The organism is Paenibacillus pseudetheri, from assembly GCF_924513355.1.
Taxonomy (GTDB): Bacteria; Bacillota; Bacilli; order Paenibacillales; family Paenibacillaceae; genus Paenibacillus_AQ; species Paenibacillus_AQ pseudetheri.
Window position 1 is genome coordinate 137,768 of record NZ_CAKMAB010000002.1, and the last position, 23,696, is coordinate 161,463.

The window sequence follows — 23,696 nt, forward strand, 5'->3', positions numbered from 1 at the left end:
CACTTTTGCTTCTCTATGGCTAAATCCTGTCTATTATAGCATTCCCAACGCCGCATTTCACCTAGAAAGGAACTTGAATCCACACTGAGCCTCTTCCCTTCTATTTTCTTCGCTTAGAAAGGTAAGTATTGGAAATTCAAATGGTTTTCCAGCAATAAAACCTAGATTAGGTTGTGTAAATTTGCGTTTTTCATACTATTCACATTTTTTTCACTATCGTTTATGAAAGTTCCATGAACTTTCATGATTGATTTCATGTTTTTCCATCAATTCATCCATGGAATATTGTGAACAATAAACAACAAAAAAACCTCCACCAAACCCTAAAATCAGGACTCGGCGGAGGCGGATTTATTAATGAACACGAACAAGAACTAGTATTTCAGTTCTGGATAAAGTGGGTACTGGTCCGTCAAATCAGCAACTTGACGAGCTGACTCAGCTAATTTCACTTCATCCTTCGGATTCTTCAGGACATTAGCTATAATGCGGCCAATAACCACCATAGCTTGCTCGTCCATACCACGGGAAGTGACCGCAGGTGTACCAATACGAATACCGCTTGTTACGAAAGGACTTGTAGGATCAAATGGAATTGCGTTTTTATTCACAGTGATTCCGATGGAATCTAGTACTTTTTCCGCATCTTTTCCGGTAATGTTCAGGTTACGTGTATCAAGCAACATCAAGTGGTTATCTGTACCACCGGATACAATGTTAACCCCTTCGCTAATCAGTGTTTCTGCGAGAACATTTGCATTCTTCACTACATTCTCAGCATAAGTCTTAAAGGATGGCAGCAAAGCTTCGCCGAATGCAACTGCTTTTGACGCAATGACATGCATCAGCGGTCCACCTTGGGAACCAGGGAATACGGCTTTATCGATAGCAGCTGCCCATGGCTGTCTGCACATAATCATACCTCCGCGAGGACCGCGTAAAGTCTTATGTGTTGTAGTTGTAACGAAATGAGCATGAGGAACTGGGCTCGGATGAAGACCAGCAGCAACAAGACCTGCGATATGGGCCATATCTACCATAAACAATGCGCCGACATCATTGGCGATAGCACCAAGTTTTTCGAAATCAATAATACGCGGATACGCACTTGCACCAGCAACAATCAACTTAGGACGGTGCTTGAAGGCTGCTTTGCGTACTTCGTCATAATCAATTAGGAAAGTATCTTCCTGTACACCATAAGCTACGAAGTTATAGAGCAATCCTGAAGCATTTACTGGACTGCCATGCGTTAAATGTCCGCCATGTGCCAAGTTCATGCCAAGAACCGTGTCGCCAGGGTTAAGTGCAGCGAGATATACAGCCATATTCGCTTGTGCTCCAGAGTGAGGCTGTACGTTGACATGTTCCGCACCGAACAATTCTTTTGCACGATCACGAGCCAGATTTTCAACGATATCCACATCTTCACAGCCACCATAATACCGTTTGCCTGGATAGCCTTCTGCATATTTGTTCGTAAGCACTGAGCCCATGGCTTCCATTACGGCTTCGCTAACAATATTCTCTGAGGCAATAAGCTCAATATTGGCACGCTGACGTTTCAGTTCCAGTTCCATTGCTTCCAGTACTGCCGGGTCACTCTTACGTAATTGTTCCATGTTCTTATTTCCTCCCTAGTGTGTGTAGATATGATTTAAATAGAAACGATTTGCCCGCCACGAAAAGGCTTTAGGTCTACGTTTCTGCAAAAACATAAATCTAAGTTCATCAATCACAAACCTGTGAACCACTCTGTTCAAGAGTACGGTAAACCGCACGTTCGCCCCCAATAAGCGGAGGTCTGGTCCATGCCGCGTTCACTCTAGCTGCTCCAATGTACCGTAAGGTCGGGCGAAAAGGAACCGCCACACGGCGCAAATGCATACCTATTAGAGTTTCACCAATGTCTAAACCAGCATGCGCTTCTATTGTTTCCGCCAGAACAGGATCTTTCATAGAGCGATAGGCAGCCGCAGCCATCGAACCGCCAGCGCCCGGTATAGGTACAGCTGAAACTTCACTTAGCCCAAGCGACTCTAGCAAAGAGCGTTCCATTACAAGCGCACGATTCAAATGCTCGCAGCACTGATAAACGAGATGAAATCCTTTTTCCGCTGCGACCAAACGAGCCCCTTCAAGCAGTTGCTCTGCGACTTCAAGCGCACCACCGGTTCCAATACGGACACCACCGACCTCACTAGTGCTAACTCCAAGGACAACAATTTTACCAGATCCAAGGTTTCCAGCTTCCGCCAACTCCCTTAACACAGTGACAGTAGCTTTAGTTAAAGATAACTCTACAACTTTGTCCATCACCCTACCTCCTCAAGCTTTAAACAAGCTTCATTTAAACAAAAAAGAGCAGTCCGCAGGTAGCTGCGGATTTGCTCTTTTGCCCAGGCGACCGGCCGTTTATTCCGATGCTCCATCGTGGTTTGATCCACATTTGTCGCCAGTTACACCGGAACCGATTAGTTGTACTTTCATCTTAAAGCAAAGCGGACTGAAAATCAACCATTTACAAATGGCGTAAGGATTCCAGTTTATCTAATAAACTAAACAACGAAGTGCGAATCTCAGCAGCAGTAAGCTCATAATCTTCACGCGTACCCCCGAATGGATCAGAAATATCAAAGCTTGGGATACGCTGGCGGATTTCAATCATTCGTTGTAGATCCGTTGCGTTGGGTTCACCACCTAAAGCTATGCTTAACTCAGCATCTGCGTAGAGGCTGTCCAATTCCTTAATATCCTCCGTCACGGCTTCTTCATTATGCACATATTCCTTCAATGTATATGTTTTCGTTACGGCATCCGGAAAATACTGTAGCAAATGCTGCTTGTGCCCACTGGTCAAGGTCAGTACAAGATCAGCCCAAGCCACGGATTGCCCCGTTAATTGCGACGACTCCAAATGATCAGCAATGCCTTCTTCCTGCAAAATAGCTGCAGCATGTCTCGATATAGAAGTACCAGAAATGGCAGATACACCTGCAGACCGCACTTCCAGGTCGATTCCACGTTCCCTCGCGAGTTTTCTTAAAAGCCCCTCAGCCATAGGACTACGGCATGTATTACCGGTGCAGACGAATAAAATATGCAGCATGCTTTTGCACCCCCATGAAATTAAAATATTGTAATGCCGTTATTGTATCAAAAGATGAATAGCAAGCCAAACCCCAATAAAATAGCCCCGCCCAGCGCTTCCCCATAGTCCCCGAGTCCACGGCTGACATGCCGCCCAAGAAGCAGGCCGATAATTGACATCAGACCTCCACAGGCACCAAAAGCAAGTATAGTCAGAAGCACACCATTCACAAACATCCCTAAGGATACCCCAACGGAAAAAGAATCCACACTTACACTGAGTGATAGAAGCAGCATTCCCCATAAGGTTCGGTGATTCATAGCTCGCGTACCCACCACTTCCGGACGAAAGGAGTTATACACCATATGTCCACCTAACAGTACAAGTAGCCCTCCTGCGGCATAAGTTGTTACTTGACCTAGCAAATGTCCGACATAACTTCCAGTTAATAACCCCAGAAGAGGCATCAGCATATGAAAAAAAGCAATGAGCACACTCATTTGCAGAATATGCAGCAGACGAATCCCCTTCATCCCGATCCCTACTCCGAGCGAAAAGGCATCCATTCCTAATGCAATCGCCATTATAGCAATAGTAACTGTTTGGCCCCAACCGGCATATACATCTCCTATGCCCATGCTTAACCCCCCAAGTCCGAAATATCTTGTACAACAACGATATGCGGACAAGGGGGTAATCATGACTTCATAGGAGATTTCAGATTCTAAGAACCGACACTATAGCTGGATAGAAAGGTCGCCGTGGCTATCCGGCGTCAATGACGGAACCACCGGCTGCCTTCATAAGCCGGTTCATAATGGCAGTGCCGAGGCCCGTATACGGACAAGCCTCGGCCAGGATGTAAGTCGCTCCCGCTTCATCGAAGCGCCGCAGCGCGGCATATAGGGAGCGTGCTCCTTCCTCCGGCGAGGATAACGAGCCGAGGGAAAGAACGCAGGCGGCAGGATCGACGGGATAGAGGGGCTTATGCTCCTCGAAGAGGAGTAAGCCCGTCACTTCGCCGTTCTGCTGAGCCGCCTGAAGCAGACTCGCGGCTTCATCCGCAACACGTTGCGGAGAAGATCCGCTCACTACACCGAGCCAGCCGCGCGGCGCGTAGTGCGTGTACTTCATGCCCGGCGCGCGTGGCGCCGAGCTGTCGGAAACAGCTTCTACACCGTGGTGCTCCCTCGGTGCAGTGGCTACTGGAGCTTCCGCTGATGCGGAAGTTCCAAATTTTTTAACCTCAGCTGGCTCAGCAGCAACGGCTTCTGCTCCCACTACAGCAGCTAACTGCTCCGAAGTAATCCCACCAGGGCGCAGCACGGCAACCTTTCCATCAGGTTGCACCTGCACCACAGTTGACTCCAGTCCAACTCCAGCGGCGCCGCCATCAAGTACACCGCCAATGTATCCGGCCAAGTCTTCCATCACATGTGAAGCTAAAGTCGGACTCGGACGACCGGAACGGTTAGCACTAGGTGCCGCAACCGGACAGCCCGCTGCACCGATCAGCGCCAAAGCTACCGGATGATCAGGCATACGCACACCTACCGTGTCCAGTCCTGCCGTTACACAAGGTGACAAAACACCCTCACGAACAGGAAGCACAACTGTCAGCGGTCCAGGCCAATAAGCATCCATCAATGCTGCAGCCGTAGGATGCACTTCTGTAACCAGCTCGTCCAAAGCTCCTGGATCGGCAATGTGCACGATTAGTGGATTATCAGACGGTCGCCCTTTTGCCGCAAAAACAGCCTCAACCGCTGCTGTATTCCGTGCATCCGCTCCAAGACCGTAGACCGTTTCGGTCGGAAAAGCGACCGTTCCGCCTTCTCGAAGCATGGTAGCTGCATCCACGATGGCTAACTTATTCTCCTCACTTGGCTGAAGTACATCGGAATCCGTAGCTGCATCTTCCAACAAATCCAGTTCCCAATATACAGTCTCATTCCTATTTCCACTCCGCCGCTGAACAGCGAATAAAGGATCGTGTGGTTCATTCATTCTCATCACAGGCTTTCTTCAGGATATATATTGAACACTAGCTTTTCTTGCAAACTTAGGATAAATACTCTGGATATTGATTCCTTCTAATCTTACCAAAAAGCGGCCCCATTGAAGGCGCCGCAGTCGATCTGCTTATGAAATAGTAACATATCTAAGTTTAAAACTATAGACCATTTCCACAAAACCAAAGGGCTAGCATCAGCATTACGACCATAATCCGCTAATCCAGTTCCAAAGGTTTTGCAGCAGTTCCCAAACGAAGAACCGTACCTCTGGCTCTGCGGAATCCGCTGCCGCAACATCCTTTGCCGAAGAATCTACTTGTACAGCTGTTCCTACTGCTGGTTGCGCCTTAACTCCGCTATCTGCCCCGGCAGCCGAGACGGTCTTCGCCCCTTTGTTAGCAGCAGGTGCCGCCGCATCTCCAGAACCCGCATCGATAAAGCACAGCGGCGGAAACAGTACGCACCACCAATTTTGCCCTTTTCCCTCACCCAGCGTTACCCGAACAGCCTCGTATTCTCCGGCCGGATAGACTGTTCCACCGTATAATTTGGTCGGAAAAGGAACTACACCCAGCTCAACTTTATAAGAATATTGAATGCCACGTTTCTCTAGCTCCGATCCAACCAGTGTATTAAGCTCTGGTAGATGAGTTCTAATTAATGCGCGTGCCTGCTCTAAGCTCTGTGGGTCCTCAAGTGCAGTTACCCACTGGTTCATTTGCTCCACGATTGTATCCCGAATTTGCCGTTTCACTAGTTGATCTTGTGTTCCGTCCGAATTCGCCAGAATACGCAGCCGGATAGAATCCTGTGGAATCGTTACTTCGGCTACTGCTGCATCGGTTTTTTGACCTTCCCAGGCCATGATAACGATCATAAAAAAACAAATTAAAATGGCAGTATACTTAAAAGTTACACGTAAGGAATCTCTTTTACTCATATGATTATCGTTCATTTGTCGCAGCCCCTCTCCTCTTAACTCTCATGCTAGTAGTATGTCCAGAGATGAGAGACTGCAAACCTATGAATCTATGATTTTAAGAATTGAGCAGTTTCAGTGAGACCTTAACAGTCCTTCAAAAGGAAATAAATGGAGTATTTTACATTTTAAAATCACTATGATATATTGGGTTTATTCGGTATATTACTTATATTTTTCTTTAATATCCAAATTTAGATAAAATCTAAGGAGGTTCATTATGAAACTAGTAAAAACTGTATCTACTCTGACTTTGGCACTCATTGCTTCAACTTCCATTTATACTACAAGCTCATTTGCCGCAGAAGCCTCTACTAACCAAGTTGAACAAAGTGCTACGACAACAGCCACCTCATCAGATACTACTTTTGTAAAAACAGTTACCGCTGATGAGATTGAATCGATTAAAGAAGAAGCTGCTCAAACTCAAAATATAAACCAGCCAAATTTTAATGAAAATAACAATAACTCATTAGGCATATTCTCCTATACGGAAGGTTTCACTTTTACAATGGATGGATGGGCTTCAGGCACACAAAAGAGAACGAATGGTGAAATAACTTTCACCTCAAATTCTGATGTCTATGCAACGATACATCAAAGAACTTCCTTTCCTACCGAAGCAGTTCCGATCATCTCTTATGAATTGATTAGCAAAAGTAGCGGTAAATCGGCAGGGGTTAGAACCGTGTCTTGGCCTTATCCAGAAAGCAGCCCGTATACTATCGGTTGGAGTAATGTTCTTCCAGGAACATACTATTTACTAATCACTAATCTGGGACCCAATCAAATATTCGGCGGAGGATTCCTAAACGCTTACTGATAAGTGAAATTGAATACAATAAAATCGGGGAGATTCCATTGGTGCTTCCATTTTTTTATCCGACGGAAAGTATGGCATAGTATTCCTGTAGCCAATATTCATTAAAGTGAGATATATCCTATTGTAATATACCGAATTTAATAACCAACATAATACAAAAGCGCATGCTGATAATCAGCATGCGCTTTTGTTAAGTTTCAAAAAAATATTATCTCATTACTGATCTTTTTAGTATCAGTCTTCTCTCGGGTTCTCACCCTTGACTATTCTAGACACTTTTAACCGATACATGATTTATGACCGGATCTGGAAGTTCTTCTTCCTCTTGCTGACCATGCAGACGTACACTCATTACCAGACCAATGCTGGCCATGTTGATAAGCAGGGATGTACCGCCAAAGCTGATGAAAGGCAACGTGATACCCGTCAAAGGCATCAAGCCAATAAACGCGCCAATATTCTCAAAAATCTGATACAGCATCATCGCGACAATGCCGACAATCAGGAACGGCCCGGCCCTGTCCTTACACTCTAGCGCAATCAGAATCATTCGGTGAATAAGGATAAAGTACAGAAGCAGCAGCAGTGCCGCCCCCACAAAACCGAATTCCTCGGCAATTTGCACGAAAATGGAGTCCGAGTAGGTATATGGCACACGATTTGTTTGAACGGAATCGCCCTTCATATAGCCATCACCACTCATTCCTCCAGAGGCAATAGCAATTCTAGCATTGGTGGTATGATACTTAGCCTTTTCTGTTGCCTTTTCGGGAACAAGCCAAGGATCAAAACGTTCAATCCAGTGAGATCGTCCAATATCCGTAAGAAAGGTTTTAATTTGGTCGTGATAATGGATATAACTCATAATCCCTGCAATCGCAGAGCTAGCCACAATTACCAGACCGATTAAAGCATGCGTGTATTTAATATTGCCAATCCACAACAGGCCTGCAAGAATCACAATGTAAGACAAGGCATTCCCAAGGTCATTCTGCATAAGGACAATAATAAACGGAAATAAGGTCAAGAGTCCCAGCGGCACAACATCCCGCCAAAACAAAAGTTTACTCTTATTCTTACGGACGAGCATAGTTGCCAGGAATAGAATCAATATCAGCTTAAACAGCTCGGCGGGCTGAAGGCTCAGGCCTCCAGGGAGGGACAGCCAGCCTTGGGCATTATTTTTGGTTTCGCCCATAAAGCTGACGAGCACCAATATCCCAATCCCAAACAGATAAATATAAAGTGCGTATTTCACTAAAATCCTGTAATCCAAAAAGGTCATTCCAATAAAAGCAATAAAGCCAATTGCATAATACATCATCATACGGATATGATGTCCGTCCAGCTTTTCTCTTCCATGTGTCACACTATATATGGCGAAGATGCTGACAGTCATGAGTAATAACAGAACGACTACGATAGCACCATCAATTTTTTTAATCTTCTGAAGCACGTTCTGCCTCCCTACTCTAAATCTGGGCTTCTTTTATGGTTCACCAAGAAGTCCGGTTAAATTCTATTGTAAAGGAAGTCGGGTTGAAAATACAATTTTACTCCCCGATCAACAGGAGTCCCCTGCACAGCATGCAGTATTATCGTGCTATACCTAGCACATGACGTGGAATTCCAGCCAAATCATTAATGGTGATGATCTCTTTCCAATGGCCCGCCGCTTCAAGTAACGCAGCCACCTGCTCGGCTTGTCCGAAGCCGAGTTCAAAACCAATCAGGCACGGCGGTGCCGGGAGCAGCGCCAGCTGATCCATCATGCGGCGGTACGGGTCCAGCCCGTCCGCTCCGCCATCCAGCGCAGTGCGCGGCTCATGGTCGCGCACCTCACGCTGCAGCCCGGCGATATCCTCGCCGGGAATGTACGGCGGGTTGGAGACGAGAATATCCGTCTCCATCCCCGCAAACGGCTCGAGCAGATCGCCGAGCCGAAAGTCCACAGCTGTGCCATTGCGCAGGGCGTTGCGCTCGGCTACAGCCAAGGCCGCCGGCGAAATGTCGCCGGCGCAGACCCGCCACGCCGGCGCTTCCGCCGCCAACGTGACGGAGATCGCTCCGCTGCCGGCGCCGATGTCGACGGCGGTCAGCGGCCGTACGGCGCGTCCGCTTTCCGCGCCGCCCGCACGATCTTGCACTGCTGCTAACGAAGCAGCGCCTTCTTCCTGCGCCGCTTCACTCGGCGCAACCGTGCCGTCCGGCCACAACTCCGCGCCGTACCGCAAAATCGCCTCGACCAGAAGCTCCGTCTCTGGTCGCGGAATAAGCACATCCGGCGTCACTTCAAAGGGACGCCCGTAGAACTCTTGCTCACCGATGATATACTGCACCGGTTCGCCCATGCTCCGGCGGGTAACTCCCGCCTCCCACTTTTCCTTGACCGCAGCTGGAAAAGAATCCGCCAGCGCCATATAATACGCTGCCCCGGACAAGCCAAGCACATGCTCAAGCAGTAATTGCGCACTGCGTTGCGGTTCATTACAACCACTCTGGCTCAAAAAAGAAGAAGCCTCCACAAAGGCTTCCCGGATGCTTTTCACTTCCGACATGACAAATACGCCATCGTTCAAAGCATTATTATCCATTGTCCATACTATCCATCAAATCAGCTTGTTCAGCAATTGAAAGAGCCGAAATAATTTCAGTGATTTCTCCGTTCATAACCTGCTCCAGACGGTGCAGTGTCAAGCCAATGCGATGATCTGTAACCCGGCTCTGCGGGAAATTATACGTCCGGATACGTTCACTACGATCACCCGTACCTACTTTGCTCTTCCGTTCACCAGCATACTTCGCTTCTTCTTCCTGCCGCTTCATATCGGAGATACGGGCACGAAGCACTTGAAGCGCCTTTTCCTTATTGGAGTTCTGTGACTTACCGTCCTGACAGGTAGCAACGATGCCCGTAGGTACATGGGTTACACGTACTGCAGACTTGGTCGTATTTACAGACTGTCCGCCTGCACCACTTGAACAGAAGGTATCCACACGAATATCTTTATCATGGATTTCAATCTCAAATGCTTCAGCTTCCGGCATCACCGATACTGTAGAAGTAGAGGTATGAATACGTCCACCGGATTCAGTCGCTGGGATACGTTGTACGCGATGCGCACCACTTTCGTATTTCAGCTTACTGTATGCACCGCGGCCGTTAATAAGGAAGATTACCTCTTTAAATCCACCAAGATCACTCGCGTTGACATCCATTAGCTCCACGCGCCAGCCTTGTGAATCAGCAAACCGGGTGTACATCCGATAAAGGTCGGAAGCGAACAATGCTGCTTCATCTCCACCCGCTGCACCACGAATTTCGACGATTACGTTCTTATCATCATTCGGGTCTTTAGGGAGTAGCAATACACGGATTTGCTCTTCCAGCTCTACCTGACGTTTGGAAAGGTCGTCAATTTCCATCTTGACCATTTCCTTCATCTCATCATCAAGCTTTTCACCTTGCATCTGCTTAGCAGCTTCAAGCTCTTCCATTACATTCTTATATTCAGTATACGCCTCAAAAGCAGGCTGTAGGTCTGATTGTTCTTTGGAATAATCCCTCAGTTTCTTACTGTCGTTTGCAACATCCGGATCACAAAGCAGTTCACTGAGCTTCTCATAGCGGTCCGCCAGGGATTGCAATCGGTCCAACAAGGGAATTCACCTCTCCTAGTTCAATTTCAAATTCGCAAATAAAGACATTAAAACGCACGTCATAAAAATAGATATACGACTTTATATTATACCAAAGATATTATGAAATGGCTACAGTTCTGTACGCTTAAATCCCTTAATAAATGACTTATATTTTAAAAAGGACCATCCCAGCAGTAGATACCCTCTACCGACTGAGATGACCCTCTTATCATTAGTACGCTTCAGTCCTCTTAAACGTTAAAACGGAAATGCATAACGTCGCCGTCTTGCACCAAATATTCTTTACCTTCTAGACGCAATTGACCACGTTCTTTCGCACCATTCATAGAGCCTGCTGCCAAAAGATCTGCGTAAGCCACTACCTCAGCACGGATAAATCCACGTTCAAAATCTGTGTGAATTACACCAGCAGCACCGGGTGCTTTAGTTCCCTTACGAATGGTCCACGCACGAACTTCCTGAACGCCTGCCGTGAAATACGTATACAAGCCTAGAAGCTTGTAAGCCGCTTTGATCAAACGGTTCAAACCAGATTCTTCTAGCCCAAGTTCTTCTAGGAACATCGCTTTATCTTCGCCCTCAAGCTCGGCAATTTCAGCTTCTACTTTAGCACTGATCGGAACAACTTCAGCACCTTCAGTTGCTGCAAATTCACGCACTTGCTGCACATAAGGATTATTCTCAGCGCTTGCTACTTCTTCTTCACTTACATTCGCTGCATACAGCACTGGCTTCAATGTTAACAAATGAAGATCACGGATAATAAGCTTCTCGTCTTCGGACAATTCTATACTACGTGCAGGTTTATCTTCGTAGAGCACTTCTTTGACGCGTTCTAGCAGTTCAACTTCTTGAGCGTATTTCTTGTCGCCGCCTTTGATGTTCTTACGGGAACGCTCAATCCGCTTCTCAATGCTCTCAATGTCAGCAAGAATCAGTTCCAAATTAATGGTCTGAATGTCGCTGATCGGATTTACTTTTCCATCCACGTGGGTAACGTTCTCATCTTCAAAACAACGAACGACATGAACGATAGCGTCTACTTCGCGAATATGAGCCAGGAACTTGTTGCCTAGTCCTTCACCTTTACTTGCACCGCGCACAAGACCAGCGATATCAACAAATTCAAAAGCAGTAGGTACAGTCTTGTTAGGTTGTACCAGCTCAGTCAGTTTATCAAGACGTTCATCCGGAACTTCAACGACACCAACGTTAGGGTCAATCGTGCAAAAAGGGTAATTTGCGGATTCTGCTCCCGCTTGCGTTATCGCATTAAACAATGTGGATTTTCCTACGTTAGGAAGACCGACGATTCCAGCTTTCAAAGCCATTTATATGACAACTCCTATTTTCAGCTAAATTGATCATCCGAATAAGTAATACGATCTAAACCATTATATATTAGAACATATTCTCCAGCAACACCGGATGTCTTACAGTTGTGTCAATCCAGCCTTATCCAAGCCCACCCATTTCAATAGGATTTGGCAAGTTCCAATACCTTTTGCACCGCCGGCTGATCCAATAGGGGCTTAGAAGTATCTGGATCAACCTCAATATCAGGCACAGTCTTTACCTCTTCATTGCAACTTCCATCAGAGTTAAGTCCCATCTCAAAGGAAAACCTAAACATATAACCACTATTAGGCAATGCAACGACAAGTGGATCCATCCCTAGTCCATCCCCACCTGTTCTGCTACCTACAACCGTCGCAAACCCGGTGCCTTTTGCAAATGCTGCAAAACCTTCCGACGCTGAATACACAGAGCTGTCTACCAACAAATAGATCTTTCCTTTAAAACCAACGGATTCTTGAGGAGTTAAAACATCTGTTTGTTTGGTATATGTTTTGAACATTTTTAATGCTTCGGACGGTAAACAAGGCAACTGTTCGTCTTTGATTGGTAATAGGTTGCTGCCCCCTTGTGATCTGACGTGCCTGCATAAAGGTCCCAGCATAGTTGCCTCTTGTATAAAGTAAGTATGTATTGTATTCGATAGGTTTATTAATCAGCAGAGGAGCAATATGAACTCGCCAGTAATTGCTGTTTCCTCCGCCATTTCCGCGGATATCTAGAATTAGTGTCTTATAGTCTTTTACTTCTATCAAAAAATCACGAATCTCGGAGCTGTCCATCTCCATGAGACTGCCCTCAAAGCTTCGCATGCCCAGATACGCAATTTGATCAGGCTCTATAATGACCTTCTTTACATTTCCGGAAGTCTTTCCTGTCTGACTCCCCGCCTCACCACTATTCAAATCATTATTGCTTTCATTAGTGCTTTGCTGCTGCTCCGCTAAAGGTTTCTGGTTGTAACGAGCCAATACGTTTGGCTGTTGAAACACGTTGATCCAAGACTCATAACCAAAACCTGCCTGAACATAACTTTGTAGAAACCATGGATATTCTTCCTCGGAGATAAAATTCGTGTGCCCGTTGTTCAACTGGATTAGTATAAATCTCATTCGTTTCAAAAACTCATCGTCTGTCTTCACGGCTGCAATTTTATTGCGGTACTCCTCTTTGTTCGCAAGCCAATCCTCTCCATTCAGACGTTTGTTCTCCTCTATAATCCATTTTAAGGAATTTATTAATTAATAATATTTTTCTATTCCTCCTAATTCAAATATATTTATCACAATTATTTACATTAGTTTTCTTAGAACAACACAAAAAAGACCTCTTTCGAGGTCTCCACGGATAGCATTATAGATCTTTAGACATCGTAATGTCGGTTACGGTATATCCCATTTTTTTATACAGCTCAAATGCACGATTGTTCTGACCGAAGACATGTAACCCGATTTTGGTGACGTTCATCTCACGGGCTTCTTCATCAAGTGCGATCATAGCCTGCTTGCCATAACCTTTGCTCTGATACGGTTCAAAAATGTAGAAATCATAAATGAAAGCCTCTCGACCACTGCGGCCTTCACTTACATTAAACCAGATATATCCCACCTGGCTATCACTACTTATCTCTACTATAGAGTATAGATAAGCGCCATCTGTGTTCAATCCTTTGGGCAGTGACTGTGTTATAGCTTCCTCAGACAGCTTCATCGCGATTTCAGGATCCCAAGCGCCGGCTTTAATCTTATCTTCAGCGTAGTCACGAGTAGCTTGACCTAAGAAAAATTGAAAAGCAGACTCATCCATATGAACCAATTTAATCATCATCTTTTTTCACTTCCTCACTTCTATATTTACCATATACTTTTATTTACGTATTAAACGGGAAGTCCCACGTAAAGTTGCTAAATCGGGAGCTCCGATGCCGAACATTGCTATCTTAAGCTCCAGCTCTACCTGAGCCAGTGCAGCATCTAGCGCCTCTTCAGAATCTACTGCCGGTCCTAAAAGATTGCGTCCAAAGCCTGCTAAATCAGCACCGAGGGCCAATGCCTTCGCCGCATCCACACCATGCTTCAAGCCGCCGCTGCCAATCAATGCCCCCTTCGGGGAGACAGCATGTACCTCTGCAATGCAATCTGCGGTTGGAGTACCCCAGTCTGCGAAAGCTTCAGCCGCTGCGCGCCGTATAGGGTCTCTACTCCGAAACTTCTCGACCTGACTCCATGATGTTCCACCTGCACCCGCTACATCAACAAAAGCTACCCCTGCATTATAAAGACGTGCTGCTGTATCACCGTCAATGCCCCAGCCGACTTCTTTTACACCTACAGGAACCTCAAGTGCACGGCATACTTTTGCTATCTGCGATAGTAAGGAAGCAAAGCCAGTATTCCCTTCCGGTTGGAAGACCTCTTGAAGACCATTAAGATGCAGTACAAGAAAATCGGCACCAGCAATATCCACAGCGCGGCGACACTCCTCAATCCCGAAACCATAGGACAGCTGTACGGCGCCAATATTAGCGATAACCGGTATGTCAGGTGCTTTGTCCCGTACATAAAAGGTTTCGGTTAGCTCAGAGCGCTCCACCGCCGCTCGCACAGAACCAACCCCCAGCGCCCATCCACGACGCTGCGCTGCCTCTGCTAGTCGGGCATTGATGGCTCCTGTAGCTGCACTGCCGCCTGTCATCGAGCTGATCAGCAGCGGTGTCCGCAGTTCACGTTCCAGGAACGTAGTCTGCAATGATATATCATCGAAATTCAGCTCTGGAAGAGCATTATGCCGAAATCGGTAATGTTCAAACCCCGTAGTCACACCGACGCCACCGACTTCTTCATTTAGACAAAGGCGTACATGCTCTATTTTGCGTTCACCTGTCTTTGATGTAGGCAATAAAGACTTCTTGTCTGAAACCTCTACAGTCGGTAGGTCATTGCCATCATCCGCGCCAGACTGCCTATTCGCATCATATGGCACGGCCTCTTCTGGCGTATGATTCATGCTCCGTTCCTCCTATTCCTAAACTGCACTTATTATAACATATCCCTACAGTTGAATTTACAATATGAGGTGAATGAAATACTAGGGCTGCTTCATTTCTACCCACTAGGTGTTAATAGGTTGGTACACGCCGGAGCATAATAACTATAAAGGAAGTGCTCTGCAATAATTTCAGGAGGAACTTCCGATGAGATCAGATCGTGAACAAACCGTGCTGCCTCAAGTGATTCAGAATATAACCCATGCTACTGCTTCAAAGAAACGCACCTTTTCAAGACGCCGCAAACGAGTGATATGGGCTTGCGCCATTCTAATTCTCTGGTTAATCGGTGTCATGATATACCAGACACATAAGCCTCTACCCGTAGGGATTTCCTATGAGAGTCCCATATACAAAGTGAATAATGTCTCCTTCTGGCATGACCTAACCTATCCAGACGGTGCGGGCACAGGTAAGCAAGAGGGTGAAATTCTTCCGAGAATTCTACAGATTATCGAGGAGTCAAGGGAGTTCTTAGTCATTGACCTGTTCCTGTTCAATGATTATACCCATAAAGATCAGTTGTTCCCTCCAGACAGCCGAATGTTGACAGATAAGTTAATCTCACAAAAGCAAGCCTATCCCGAAATGGAGATTGTCTTCATCACCGATGAGGTCAATACCAATTACAACTCAGCGCCCAATCATCTTCTGGAAGAAATGAAGGCCGTGGGGATCCGAGTCATCATGACCGACGTTAATGCGCTGCGGGATTCTACACCTGCCTATTCAGCCGTCTGGCGCACCTTCATTCAATGGTTCGGACAATCGGGAAGGGGCTTTATCCCCAATCTTATGGCCAGTGGTGGACCGGATATTACCGCTCGATCTTATCTGAAGCTACTGAATGTGAAGGCGAACCATCGTAAAGTAATTGTCAGTGAGAACACTGCACTAATTTCCTCTGGAAATGTTCACGATGCCAGCGCCTACCACTCCAATATTGCTCTGGAGGTACAAGGTCCAATTATTGCTGATATTCTCCAGACCGAGCAGGCGGCAGCCAATCTTTCAGATGCAGGTCCATTGCTACTTCATAATCCTAATTTCACCCAAGTAAAGAACCTACCATCAGCGGAAGCTCTAGAAGTTCGCTATTTAACAGAAGGAAAGGTATACAAATATGCGCTGCAAAGCATTAGGTCCGCCCGGAAGGGGGATACCGTATGGATGGGGATGTTTTATCTTGCAGATGATGCCATTCTGGATGCGTTGGTAGAGGCTGCATCACGCGGGGCTATGGTAAACCTAATCCTGGATCCAAATCAGAACGCCTTCGGGCGCGATAAAATCGGGATCCCTAACCGTCCAGTTGCCATGGATCTGAACAAACGCACGAACGGCGAAATCTCTATTCGTTGGTACAATACAACCAAAGAGCAATATCATCCAAAGCTGCTCTTTATCGCCAAACAAACCGACAGTTCTATCGTTCTTGGCGGTTCCACCAATTTCACCACACGCAATCTAGATGACTACAATCTGGAGAATGATCTGTGGATTTCCATGAAGCGAGATCAGCCGCTGTTCACAGACATGGAAGCCTACTTTAATCGGCTGTGGAATAACGAGGGCCATACGTTCACTTTACCTTTTGAGGCCTATCAAAGCGATGTGACCTGGTTCAAGTATATCCTGTTCCGGCTGCAGACTAACCTGGGCTTTACTACTTTTTAAACAAGCATAAACGCCTTTAACGTCCTTATAAGGACGATAAGCGTTTAAGCGAGAAATATAAAACATAAAGTATAGGTGCTAAACTTATACTTTCTTATATTTAAAAAACCACCGCAGAGAAGGCAACACCCTCCGCGGTGGTTTAATCTGTAATGAAGTTATAGCAGTGGAGACATTAATCTGGCGGCAGATTCCAGTATACGTACCACCATGCGCTTATTCATAAAGGTCTCATGTACAATCTGAGTGGTGGACAATAAATCCCGTTCAAAATCAGCAACGATTCGTGTAACACTCTCTGTCTGAAGCAGCAATGCGTTTACCTCAAAGTTAAGATGGAAGCTCCGCATGTCCATGTTTGCCGTACCAATAGTCGCTATTTCACCATCCACGATTAACAGCTTAGAGTGTATAAAGCCCTTCTCGTATTCATAAATCTTCACTCCAGCCTCCAGCAATGCCGGGAAATAAGAATGTGAAGCCAGAAACGGAATCCATTTATCCGGCTTAGCAGGGAATAACAAGCGAACATCTAGTCCAGATATAGCCGCTACACGTATCGCAGTCAGAATATCCTCGTCCGGAATGAAATAAGGGCTGGCAATCCAAACTGATTTCTCAGCTGAGGTGATCATAGAGAAAAATATATTTTTGAGTGCACGGCGTTCATTGTCCGGTCCACTCGCAATAATCTGTACTGCTCCGTCCCCTGTCATAAAGTGTAGCTGTGGTGTGAGATAATCCTGCTCCAGTATTTTTTCACCTGTAGTATGCATCCAATCTTGCAAGAAGATGATTTGCATCGTCCGTACCGCTTCACCTCTAACTAACATATGGGTGTCACGCCAGAATCCATAAGTTTTGCTACGGCTTAGATATTCATCGCCCACATTGAGTCCACCCATGAACCCGACATCACCGTCGATAACGACGATTTTTCGGTGATTCCGGTAATTGACCCGGCTAGAGAAAAAAGAGGTGGAATTACCGTACGAAGCCACCTGTACACCAGCGTCAACTAACTCCTTCAAAAAGGCTCTGGAGAGTTGAAAGCTACCTACAGCATCATACATAAATCGGACAGACACTCCCGCACGCGCCTTCGCGATCAGAATCTGTTGAATACGCGTTCCAATGTGATCTGCACGGAAGATGTAATACTCCATATGTATATGGTGCTTCGCTTGTCGCAGCTCTAGCAGTAATGTCCCAAACGTCTCTTCACCATTGGTTAGGATACGCGTCTCTGAAGCAAAGGAAATAGGAGTTCGTGCTAGCGTCTTGGATAATAATAGTAGTTTTTGACGCGAGGGGTCAAAGACCGACCAATCTTGATGCGTACGCAAAGCGTCATTCTCAATCCGCTCATAGGCCATAAGATCTCGTTGTGCTTTTTTATCATATTTACGACGTTTAAATACATTCTGTCCAAATAGAAAATAAAAGACCAGACCGAGCACCGGGATCAACGCAAGCAAAAGAATCCATGACATCGTAGTTGAAGGATTACGGTTCTCCATAAAAATAGCTAAGCTAATTGAAACGACTGTCAGTGTAGAGAAAATACTAATAATCGTTCCAGCAGTACTCCCAAAAATACCAAAACCAAAATAATAAAATGCTATGAAAGCCCCAATAATAATTATAGATTGAAGTCCTCTTCTCATATTGTACCTACCTTCTTATTCATAAAAGCAACACCAAAATGACACATTTATATATTACATGAAGAACCTATATCTTCCTAGACAATTACTGTGTAAAAAACTTTTTACAACAAAACTGTAACCCTTCTGTTCTGAAATTTGTAATGACAGGATGGATCGAATATAATTATTTTGACCAATTAGTCAATTATAGAACTGGGTAGTCAGAAAGGAGGTTATCCCCCCAATGAGCGATAAAACTGTGGACAAGCAGGAACAGATTATTAAGATCGCCATGCAGTTATTCGCTGTGAAAGGCTCCTCTTCCACATCCATGCAAGAGATCGCCGAATTATGCGGAATTTCGAAGGGAAGCTTGTATCTAGTATTCAAATCGAAAGAGGAACTGGAACGCAGCATTTTTCTCTATTGTTACCGAATGATTCGTGATCCCTTATTACGTGAAGAACAAGAAACCCAAAGAACACCGCGTGAGAAGCTTAGGAATCAAATAGAAATTCTACTGAGTCATGTGTACGAATTACGGGAGTTCTTACAGCGTCAGATTCAGGAAGTTGCCGGAAAAGGATTTGATACTGAAGCACCGGAATGGCTACGGAGAAACAATGCTTCCTTCTTGCGCTGGTTTCAGGTGAAGATGGAGACCCTTTATGGAAAAGACATTGTTCCCTATACCGGAGATTTATGTATTGTAGGTCATGGACTAATCAAGTCATATATTGGGGTTATTTTTCGTCAGGATACCCACTTGTCCCTTGCCGTTATGGCTGATCATCTAATGAATTTATTGGATATTATTGTAGCTGGTCTTCTTACAAGTAAGAAGGCTCCACTTATCAACTCTACTATTCTAGCAACCTGGATGGAGGAGAATGAGGAAAGCAAGCGCAAGAATCCATTACAGATCATTAAGGACATGAAGAACGTGGTTAGTAAATTAGATAGTATAGAACCCGAAGAGTCAGCCAATTTGCTGGAATCACTCAACATTCTAGAAGACGAAGTTCTCTTACCTCACCCACGCAAAGCAATCATACAGGGGATGTTGTCCAACCTCCAATCCTGCTCAGAGCTCACTACATCATTGGAAGAATTGAGGAAGCTGGTTACCTCTTTTTCAAATCATTCATGCGTATTTCGTTAATTGCTCTATAAAGAGTTCGTGAGAGAGAAGAACATGGATAGCGAGTATTATAAATTTTCAAAATGTGCCCTATTTAGTAAAAATAAGGCCTGAGAGGAGCAGAAACAAAACTTATGAAAAGCTTAATTAATTTCTCGCTCAGGAACAAATTTGCCATTTGGCTTCTGACGATAATTATTGTATTTGCCGGTTTGTACAGCGGACTGACAATGAAGCAAGAAACCTTACCTAATATTAGTATACCCTATCTTAGCGTAACAACCATTTATCCGGGGGCTGCACCAGAAGGCGTCGTTAATGATGTCAGCAAACCGTTGGAGCAAAAGCTGCGCAATGTGGATGGTGTAAAGACAATCACCTCCACTTCTTTGGAGAATGCCTCCAGTATCCAAATCGAGTTTGATTATGGAACGAATCTGGATAATGCTACAGCAGCAGTTCGCGAAGCGCTAAATGAGGTCTCATTGCCAGACAATGTGCAGAAGCCTTCCATTTCCCGCTTTAGCCTTAGCTCAATGCCTGTCGTATCCCTTAGTTTATCGAATGGGGATTCAGAAGATCTCGAGGAACTAACCCGTATTGCCGAGAACGATATTCGCCCTGCCCTTGAAGATGTTGAGGGTGTTGCTTCTATTCAAATTTCTGGACAATACGTCAAAGAAGTTTCGCTTAAGTTCAATCAAGAGAAGCTCAAGCAATACGGACTGACCGAAGATACGGTTAAAGGGATCATTCAAGGCTCTTCCCTCCGTGTTCCACTAGGACTGTTCGAGATGGACAAAGCTCAAAAGGCAGTTGTCGTGGATGGCAACATCACCACCGTTGAAGATCTTAAAAATGTGACCATTCCAGTAATGCCAACTGGTGCTGCGAGCGCTGCTGGCGCTGGGGCTCCTGGAGCTGGCGCTGCCGGTGCTGGAAGTGCTGCTGGTGCAGGCGCTGCCGGCGGAGCTGGAAATATGGGATTGCCAACTGTGAAGCTGGGAGAGCTTGCTACGATTGAGGTTGTTGGGAATTCTGAATCGATCTCCCGTACGAATGGTAAAGAATCGATCGGTATTCAGATTGTTAAAGCCAATGATGCCAACACTGTTGATGTCGTAAATGGTGTTAAGGACAAAACTGAAGAATTAAAAGCACAATATAAAGGCATTGACCTTACAGTTCTGCTTGACCAAGGTAAGCCGATTGAGGACTCCGTCAATACAATGTTGTCCAAAGCGGTATTTGGCGCCCTTTTCGCAGTAATTATCATTTTGGTCTTCCTGCGGAATATTCGTTCGACGATCATTTCTATCATCTCTATTCCTTTATCATTGCTGATCGCAGTGTTATGTCTGCGTCAAATGGATATCACGCTTAATATGATGACCCTTGGTGCGATGACCGTTGCCATCGGTCGGGTAGTCGATGACTCGATTGTAGTCATAGAGAACATATACCGGCGACTCTCCTTATCTGGCGAGAAGCTAAAAGGCCGGGAATTAATCAGTGCAGCCACACGTGAAATGTTCGTACCCATCATGTCCTCTACGATTGTAACCATCGCGGTGTTCTTACCGCTTGCTTTAGTAAGTGGTATGGTTGGAGAGCTGTTCTTGCCTTTCGCTTTAACCATGGTCTTCGCCCTGCTCGCTTCATTGGTAGTTGCGATTACCCTAGTTCCTGCAATGGCCCACTCCCTGTTCCGCAACGGATTGAAAGGTAAGAAAACGCATAGTGACAAACCAGACAGAATGTCTGCCGGTTATCAAAAAATACTGAACTGGTGTCTTTCTCATAAACTCGTTACGTTCGGAGTTGCGGTTCTGCTCCTTGCGGGCAGCTTGTTCCTGATCAAGCCTATCGGCGTTAGCTTTATGCCTTCTCAAGAGGATAAAACCGTTATGCTAACTTACTCACCGAAGGCTGGACAAAGAACTGAAGAAGTTCAAGAACAAGGCCTGAAAGCTGAGAAATATATTTTAGCACAGCAACATGTGGATAAAATGCAATATTCCATCGGTGGTGGCGGCCCTATGGGTATGGGCGGATCCAGCAACTCTGGACTCTTTTTCATCGTTTATGATAGTAATACTCCTGATTTCGAAAACGTAAAAGAGAAGTTGATCGAAGGCTTAACCGCAGAAGTCCCAGATGGTGTGTGGGGCGATATGTCCGCGATGATGAGCGGAGGTATGGGTGGAAGCACGTTAACCGTGAATGTATTCGGAGACGAACTAGATCAAATTAAGCCGGTAGCGGATGAGATCGCCAAGATCGTACAGGCTGACACTACTAATTTCAAAGATGGAGAAACAAGTCTCAAAGAAGCTTACGATCAATATACGATTGTAGCCGATCAAGAAAAGCTTAGCTCCCTTGGACTTACAGCGGGACAAATTGCGATGAAGCTCGCTCCTGCAGGCACACGTCCAGTACTCACAGAAGTGGAAATGGACGGCAAGAACTACAAAGTCTATATCGAAACAGATAAAGAAACGTATAAGAGTATTAAAGAAATGGAAGAGGCTACATTGACTTCTCCACTAGGCATCTCCGTGCCAATCGGGCAAGTCGCTAAAATTGAAAATGGCTCTTCCCCTGACTCGATTACTCGGATGGACGGCAAAATGAAGGTAGATGTCACTGCTGAGATTATTTCAAGTGACGTCAATAGTGCTTCAAACCTCGTGAAGGAAAAAGTAGATGCTATGGAATTACCTGATGGCGTAACAGTTAGCTTCGGTGGTGTAACTGAGCAAATCAATGACACATTTGGTCAATTAGGTATTGCTATGGCGGCGGCTATTGCCATCGTATACTTCGTGCTTGTGGTTACATTTGGCGGTGGATTAGCACCATTCGCTATCCTGTTCTCACTTCCTTTCACCATTATCGGGGTACTCGTAGCCCTTCTGATCGCTGGGGAAACCTTAAACGTCTCCTCCCTCATGGGTGCGCTGATGTTGATTGGTATCGTGGTCACGAATGCTATTGTCCTCATCGACCGCGTTATTCATAAGGAAAAAGAAGGAATGACCACACGTCAAGCCTTGCTTGAAGCAGGCGGCACACGTTTACGTCCAATCCTGATGACTGCACTTGCAACAATTGGCGCATTGCTGCCACTGGTTACAGGACTTGAAAACAGTGCAGGAATCATCTCCAAAGGACTAGGCGTTACCGTTATCGGCGGCTTGATCAGCTCCACGCTGCTGACACTTGTAGTAGTGCCAGTCGTGTATGAGTTCCTGATGAAATTCCGCAGTAAAAAGGTAATTGACTAGAACACTTGATGCATATCAAGTAAACATGCTAAATGAAGAAGCTGTCTCAAAAGTAGTGAATGCTACTTATGGGGCAGCTTCTTTTTTACTTATACCTCCATTTAAATCGCTATTTACACTTCCACAGCAAGAAAAACCCGACCTAATTTATAGGCCGGGCTCTGTATTATAGTGTTGTTATACCATTGCTGTTGCACTGCTCTCCAGCGAAGCTCTCCAGGAACGCAGCATTTGCAGATCAAGGGGTAGAAACTCAGCGAGCATATGGGAAAGTCCCAAATACAACGTACTATTCGTTGCTGCATTTAACTTCTCACAGAACTGTGGAGTCCATTGCAGTAAATGATCTTCCAAAAAGGCTACCTGAATATCAAGTAGATCCATAGCACTTCTAATTGAGAAGCTATTGTATAACATCCGCTCATGCATTACTGCCATAAATTCCAGCTCAATAGCAATATGATCATCAGCTTCACCATTACATTTGTTAAAAACAATTCCTGCGGAAGTATACACATCAGCAAGCACGTTGCAGAAATCTTCAGAACGACCCAGAATAGCAGCCTCACGTAATTTAAAAGAGCTTACTGTCTGTTCGTGCATAAGCCGTTTATACTCTTGGGTCTCTATCTCACATATATGGGGTAGCTTATTCGGTTCCTGACTCAGATAGCGCTTCAGTTCCCGTCCGCCTTCCGTCATCTCTGCAGCAACACTCATCTTGCGGTTGCGGCTCCACTGAGCCACAAGTGAGAGTGATGGTTTTCTACCCAAAAAATCCACTAAAAGCTGATATATTAATCCCCGGCTTTCCAACCAATGGCTAAATGCCTCCGGCACGGCGAGCGATGGAACAGTTTGCATAGTCATTTTGCAAATCCTCCTCATTGGGTTTCCCGGTCACACACCGTCACAGGATCGACGCGCAAATTCCGGTATCCTTTCTGTTTTCGCAAAAGTGAACGT

At 45.5% G+C, this 23,696-nt stretch carries 20 protein-coding genes and 1 riboswitch; of the genes, 4 read left to right on the forward strand and 16 right to left on the reverse strand.

Going from position 1 to position 23,696, the window contains the following annotated elements; translation table 11 throughout:
• Window positions 1–374 precede the first annotated feature (374 nt).
• From L1028_RS02110 to spoIIR, 6 genes are all read right to left on the reverse strand, one after another.
• A complete protein-coding gene (locus L1028_RS02110) occupies window positions 375–1,622 on the reverse strand; it encodes a serine hydroxymethyltransferase (protein WP_234530707.1) in 1,248 nt (415 codons plus the stop codon).
• 109 nt (window positions 1,623–1,731) lie between these two features.
• A complete protein-coding gene (locus tag L1028_RS02115) occupies window positions 1,732–2,316 on the reverse strand; it encodes a TIGR01440 family protein (RefSeq protein WP_234530709.1) in 585 nt (194 codons plus the stop codon).
• A gap of 74 nt (window positions 2,317–2,390) precedes the next feature.
• Window positions 2,391–2,473: riboswitch (ZMP/ZTP riboswitch) on the reverse strand.
• A 48-nt stretch (window positions 2,474–2,521) separates the two neighbouring features.
• Window positions 2,522–3,109 (reverse strand): low molecular weight protein arginine phosphatase, encoded by a 588-nt coding sequence (locus L1028_RS02120; RefSeq protein WP_234530711.1) that lies wholly within the window; start codon window positions 3,107–3,109, stop codon window positions 2,522–2,524.
• A 47-nt stretch (window positions 3,110–3,156) separates the two neighbouring features.
• A complete protein-coding gene (locus tag L1028_RS02125) occupies window positions 3,157–3,729 on the reverse strand; it encodes a manganese efflux pump MntP (protein ID WP_234530713.1) in 573 nt (190 codons plus the stop codon).
• 127 nt (window positions 3,730–3,856) lie between these two features.
• The gene (locus L1028_RS02130) at window positions 3,857–5,098 is read right to left on the reverse strand and encodes an L-threonylcarbamoyladenylate synthase (RefSeq protein ID WP_234530724.1); all 1,242 of its coding nucleotides are present in this window, start codon (window positions 5,096–5,098) and stop codon (window positions 3,857–3,859) included.
• A 207-nt stretch (window positions 5,099–5,305) separates the two neighbouring features.
• Window positions 5,306–6,061 carry a stage II sporulation protein R gene (gene spoIIR / locus L1028_RS02135; protein WP_234530737.1) on the reverse strand — a complete coding sequence of 252 codons (756 nt, stop codon included), beginning with the start codon at window positions 6,059–6,061 and terminating at the stop codon, window positions 5,306–5,308.
• Window positions 6,062–6,305: 244 nt separating this feature from the next.
• On the opposite strand from spoIIR, the gene L1028_RS02140 reads away from it, so the two are divergent.
• Entirely contained in the window at window positions 6,306–6,908 is a 603-nt protein-coding gene (locus L1028_RS02140; protein WP_234530738.1) for a hypothetical protein, read from the forward strand.
• A 268-nt stretch (window positions 6,909–7,176) separates the two neighbouring features.
• Here the strand turns inward: L1028_RS02140 and L1028_RS02145 are convergent, their stop codons facing one another.
• From L1028_RS02145 to fni, 8 genes are all read right to left on the reverse strand, one after another.
• Window positions 7,177–8,364 (reverse strand): FtsW/RodA/SpoVE family cell cycle protein, encoded by a 1,188-nt coding sequence (locus L1028_RS02145; RefSeq protein ID WP_234530740.1) that lies wholly within the window; start codon window positions 8,362–8,364, stop codon window positions 7,177–7,179.
• Between the two features lie 139 nt (window positions 8,365–8,503).
• Window positions 8,504–9,502, reverse strand: coding sequence for a peptide chain release factor N(5)-glutamine methyltransferase (prmC, locus tag L1028_RS02150; RefSeq protein ID WP_234530744.1), 999 nt, complete (start codon window positions 9,500–9,502; stop codon window positions 8,504–8,506).
• Window positions 9,495–10,568: a peptide chain release factor 1 gene (gene prfA, locus L1028_RS02155; protein WP_042131385.1), complete on the reverse strand. Its 1,074-nt coding sequence runs from the start codon at window positions 10,566–10,568 to the stop codon at window positions 9,495–9,497. Before prfA ends, prmC begins: the two co-directional genes overlap by 8 nt.
• 233 nt (window positions 10,569–10,801) lie before the next feature.
• Window positions 10,802–11,902, reverse strand: coding sequence for a redox-regulated ATPase YchF (gene ychF / locus L1028_RS02160; protein ID WP_234530755.1), 1,101 nt, complete (start codon window positions 11,900–11,902; stop codon window positions 10,802–10,804).
• Window positions 11,903–12,045: 143 nt separating this feature from the next.
• Window positions 12,046–12,429 (reverse strand): S41 family peptidase, encoded by a 384-nt coding sequence (locus tag L1028_RS31175; RefSeq protein WP_253074702.1) that lies wholly within the window; start codon window positions 12,427–12,429, stop codon window positions 12,046–12,048.
• The gene (locus L1028_RS02165) at window positions 12,368–13,069 is read right to left on the reverse strand and encodes a S41 family peptidase (RefSeq protein ID WP_423803002.1); all 702 of its coding nucleotides are present in this window, start codon (window positions 13,067–13,069) and stop codon (window positions 12,368–12,370) included. Before L1028_RS02165 ends, L1028_RS31175 begins: the two co-directional genes overlap by 62 nt.
• 211 nt (window positions 13,070–13,280) lie before the next feature.
• Window positions 13,281–13,754 carry a GNAT family N-acetyltransferase gene (locus tag L1028_RS02170; protein ID WP_234530757.1) on the reverse strand — a complete coding sequence of 158 codons (474 nt, stop codon included), beginning with the start codon at window positions 13,752–13,754 and terminating at the stop codon, window positions 13,281–13,283.
• Between the two features lie 39 nt (window positions 13,755–13,793).
• The gene (gene fni, locus L1028_RS02175; RefSeq protein ID WP_234530767.1) at window positions 13,794–14,933 is read right to left on the reverse strand and encodes a type 2 isopentenyl-diphosphate Delta-isomerase; all 1,140 of its coding nucleotides are present in this window, start codon (window positions 14,931–14,933) and stop codon (window positions 13,794–13,796) included.
• Window positions 14,934–15,120: 187 nt separating this feature from the next.
• On the opposite strand from fni, the gene L1028_RS02180 reads away from it, so the two are divergent.
• Window positions 15,121–16,650, forward strand: coding sequence for a phospholipase D family protein (locus L1028_RS02180; RefSeq protein ID WP_234530770.1), 1,530 nt, complete (start codon window positions 15,121–15,123; stop codon window positions 16,648–16,650).
• A gap of 158 nt (window positions 16,651–16,808) precedes the next feature.
• Here the strand turns inward: L1028_RS02180 and cls are convergent, their stop codons facing one another.
• Window positions 16,809–18,317 (reverse strand): cardiolipin synthase, encoded by a 1,509-nt coding sequence (gene cls / locus L1028_RS02185; protein ID WP_076285643.1) that lies wholly within the window; start codon window positions 18,315–18,317, stop codon window positions 16,809–16,811.
• Window positions 18,318–18,543: 226 nt separating this feature from the next.
• Between cls and L1028_RS02190 the strand changes: the two genes are divergently transcribed.
• Together L1028_RS02190 and L1028_RS02195 are read left to right on the forward strand one after the other, a co-directional pair.
• Window positions 18,544–19,461, forward strand: a complete 918-nt coding sequence (locus L1028_RS02190; RefSeq protein WP_234530772.1) for a TetR/AcrR family transcriptional regulator — start codon at window positions 18,544–18,546, stop codon at window positions 19,459–19,461.
• A 113-nt stretch (window positions 19,462–19,574) separates the two neighbouring features.
• Window positions 19,575–22,730, forward strand: a complete 3,156-nt coding sequence (locus tag L1028_RS02195) for an efflux RND transporter permease subunit (protein ID WP_234530774.1) — start codon at window positions 19,575–19,577, stop codon at window positions 22,728–22,730.
• A 177-nt stretch (window positions 22,731–22,907) separates the two neighbouring features.
• Here the strand turns inward: L1028_RS02195 and L1028_RS02200 are convergent, their stop codons facing one another.
• Window positions 22,908–23,600, reverse strand: coding sequence for a TorD/DmsD family molecular chaperone (locus L1028_RS02200; protein ID WP_234530776.1), 693 nt, complete (start codon window positions 23,598–23,600; stop codon window positions 22,908–22,910).
• Window positions 23,601–23,696: the final 96 nt, after the last annotated feature.

Coding starts and splice junctions, on each gene's coding strand:
- L1028_RS02110 (WP_234530707.1), bottom strand. CDS start 1,622: ATGGAACAATTACGTAAGAGTGACCCGGCAGTACTGGAAGCAATGGAA.
- L1028_RS02115 (WP_234530709.1), bottom strand. CDS start 2,316: ATGGACAAAGTTGTAGAGTTATCTTTAACTAAAGCTACTGTCACTGTG.
- L1028_RS02120 (WP_234530711.1), bottom strand. CDS start 3,109: ATGCTGCATATTTTATTCGTCTGCACCGGTAATACATGCCGTAGTCCT.
- L1028_RS02125 (WP_234530713.1), bottom strand. CDS start 3,729: ATGGGCATAGGAGATGTATATGCCGGTTGGGGCCAAACAGTTACTATT.
- L1028_RS02130 (WP_234530724.1), bottom strand. CDS start 5,098: ATGAATGAACCACACGATCCTTTATTCGCTGTTCAGCGGCGGAGTGGA.
- spoIIR (WP_234530737.1), bottom strand. CDS start 6,061: ATGAACGATAATCATATGAGTAAAAGAGATTCCTTACGTGTAACTTTT.
- L1028_RS02140 (WP_234530738.1), top strand. CDS start 6,306: ATGAAACTAGTAAAAACTGTATCTACTCTGACTTTGGCACTCATTGCT.
- prmC (WP_234530744.1), bottom strand. CDS start 9,502: ATGGATAATAATGCTTTGAACGATGGCGTATTTGTCATGTCGGAAGTG.
- ychF (WP_234530755.1), bottom strand. CDS start 11,902: ATGGCTTTGAAAGCTGGAATCGTCGGTCTTCCTAACGTAGGAAAATCC.
- L1028_RS31175 (WP_253074702.1), bottom strand. CDS start 12,429: ATGTTCAAAACATATACCAAACAAACAGATGTTTTAACTCCTCAAGAA.
- L1028_RS02170 (WP_234530757.1), bottom strand. CDS start 13,754: ATGATGATTAAATTGGTTCATATGGATGAGTCTGCTTTTCAATTTTTC.
- fni (WP_234530767.1), bottom strand. CDS start 14,933: ATGAATCATACGCCAGAAGAGGCCGTGCCATATGATGCGAATAGGCAG.
- L1028_RS02180 (WP_234530770.1), top strand. CDS start 15,121: ATGAGATCAGATCGTGAACAAACCGTGCTGCCTCAAGTGATTCAGAAT.
- cls (WP_076285643.1), bottom strand. CDS start 18,317: ATGAGAAGAGGACTTCAATCTATAATTATTATTGGGGCTTTCATAGCA.
- L1028_RS02190 (WP_234530772.1), top strand. CDS start 18,544: ATGAGCGATAAAACTGTGGACAAGCAGGAACAGATTATTAAGATCGCC.
- L1028_RS02195 (WP_234530774.1), top strand. CDS start 19,575: ATGAAAAGCTTAATTAATTTCTCGCTCAGGAACAAATTTGCCATTTGG.
- L1028_RS02200 (WP_234530776.1), bottom strand. CDS start 23,600: ATGACTATGCAAACTGTTCCATCGCTCGCCGTGCCGGAGGCATTTAGC.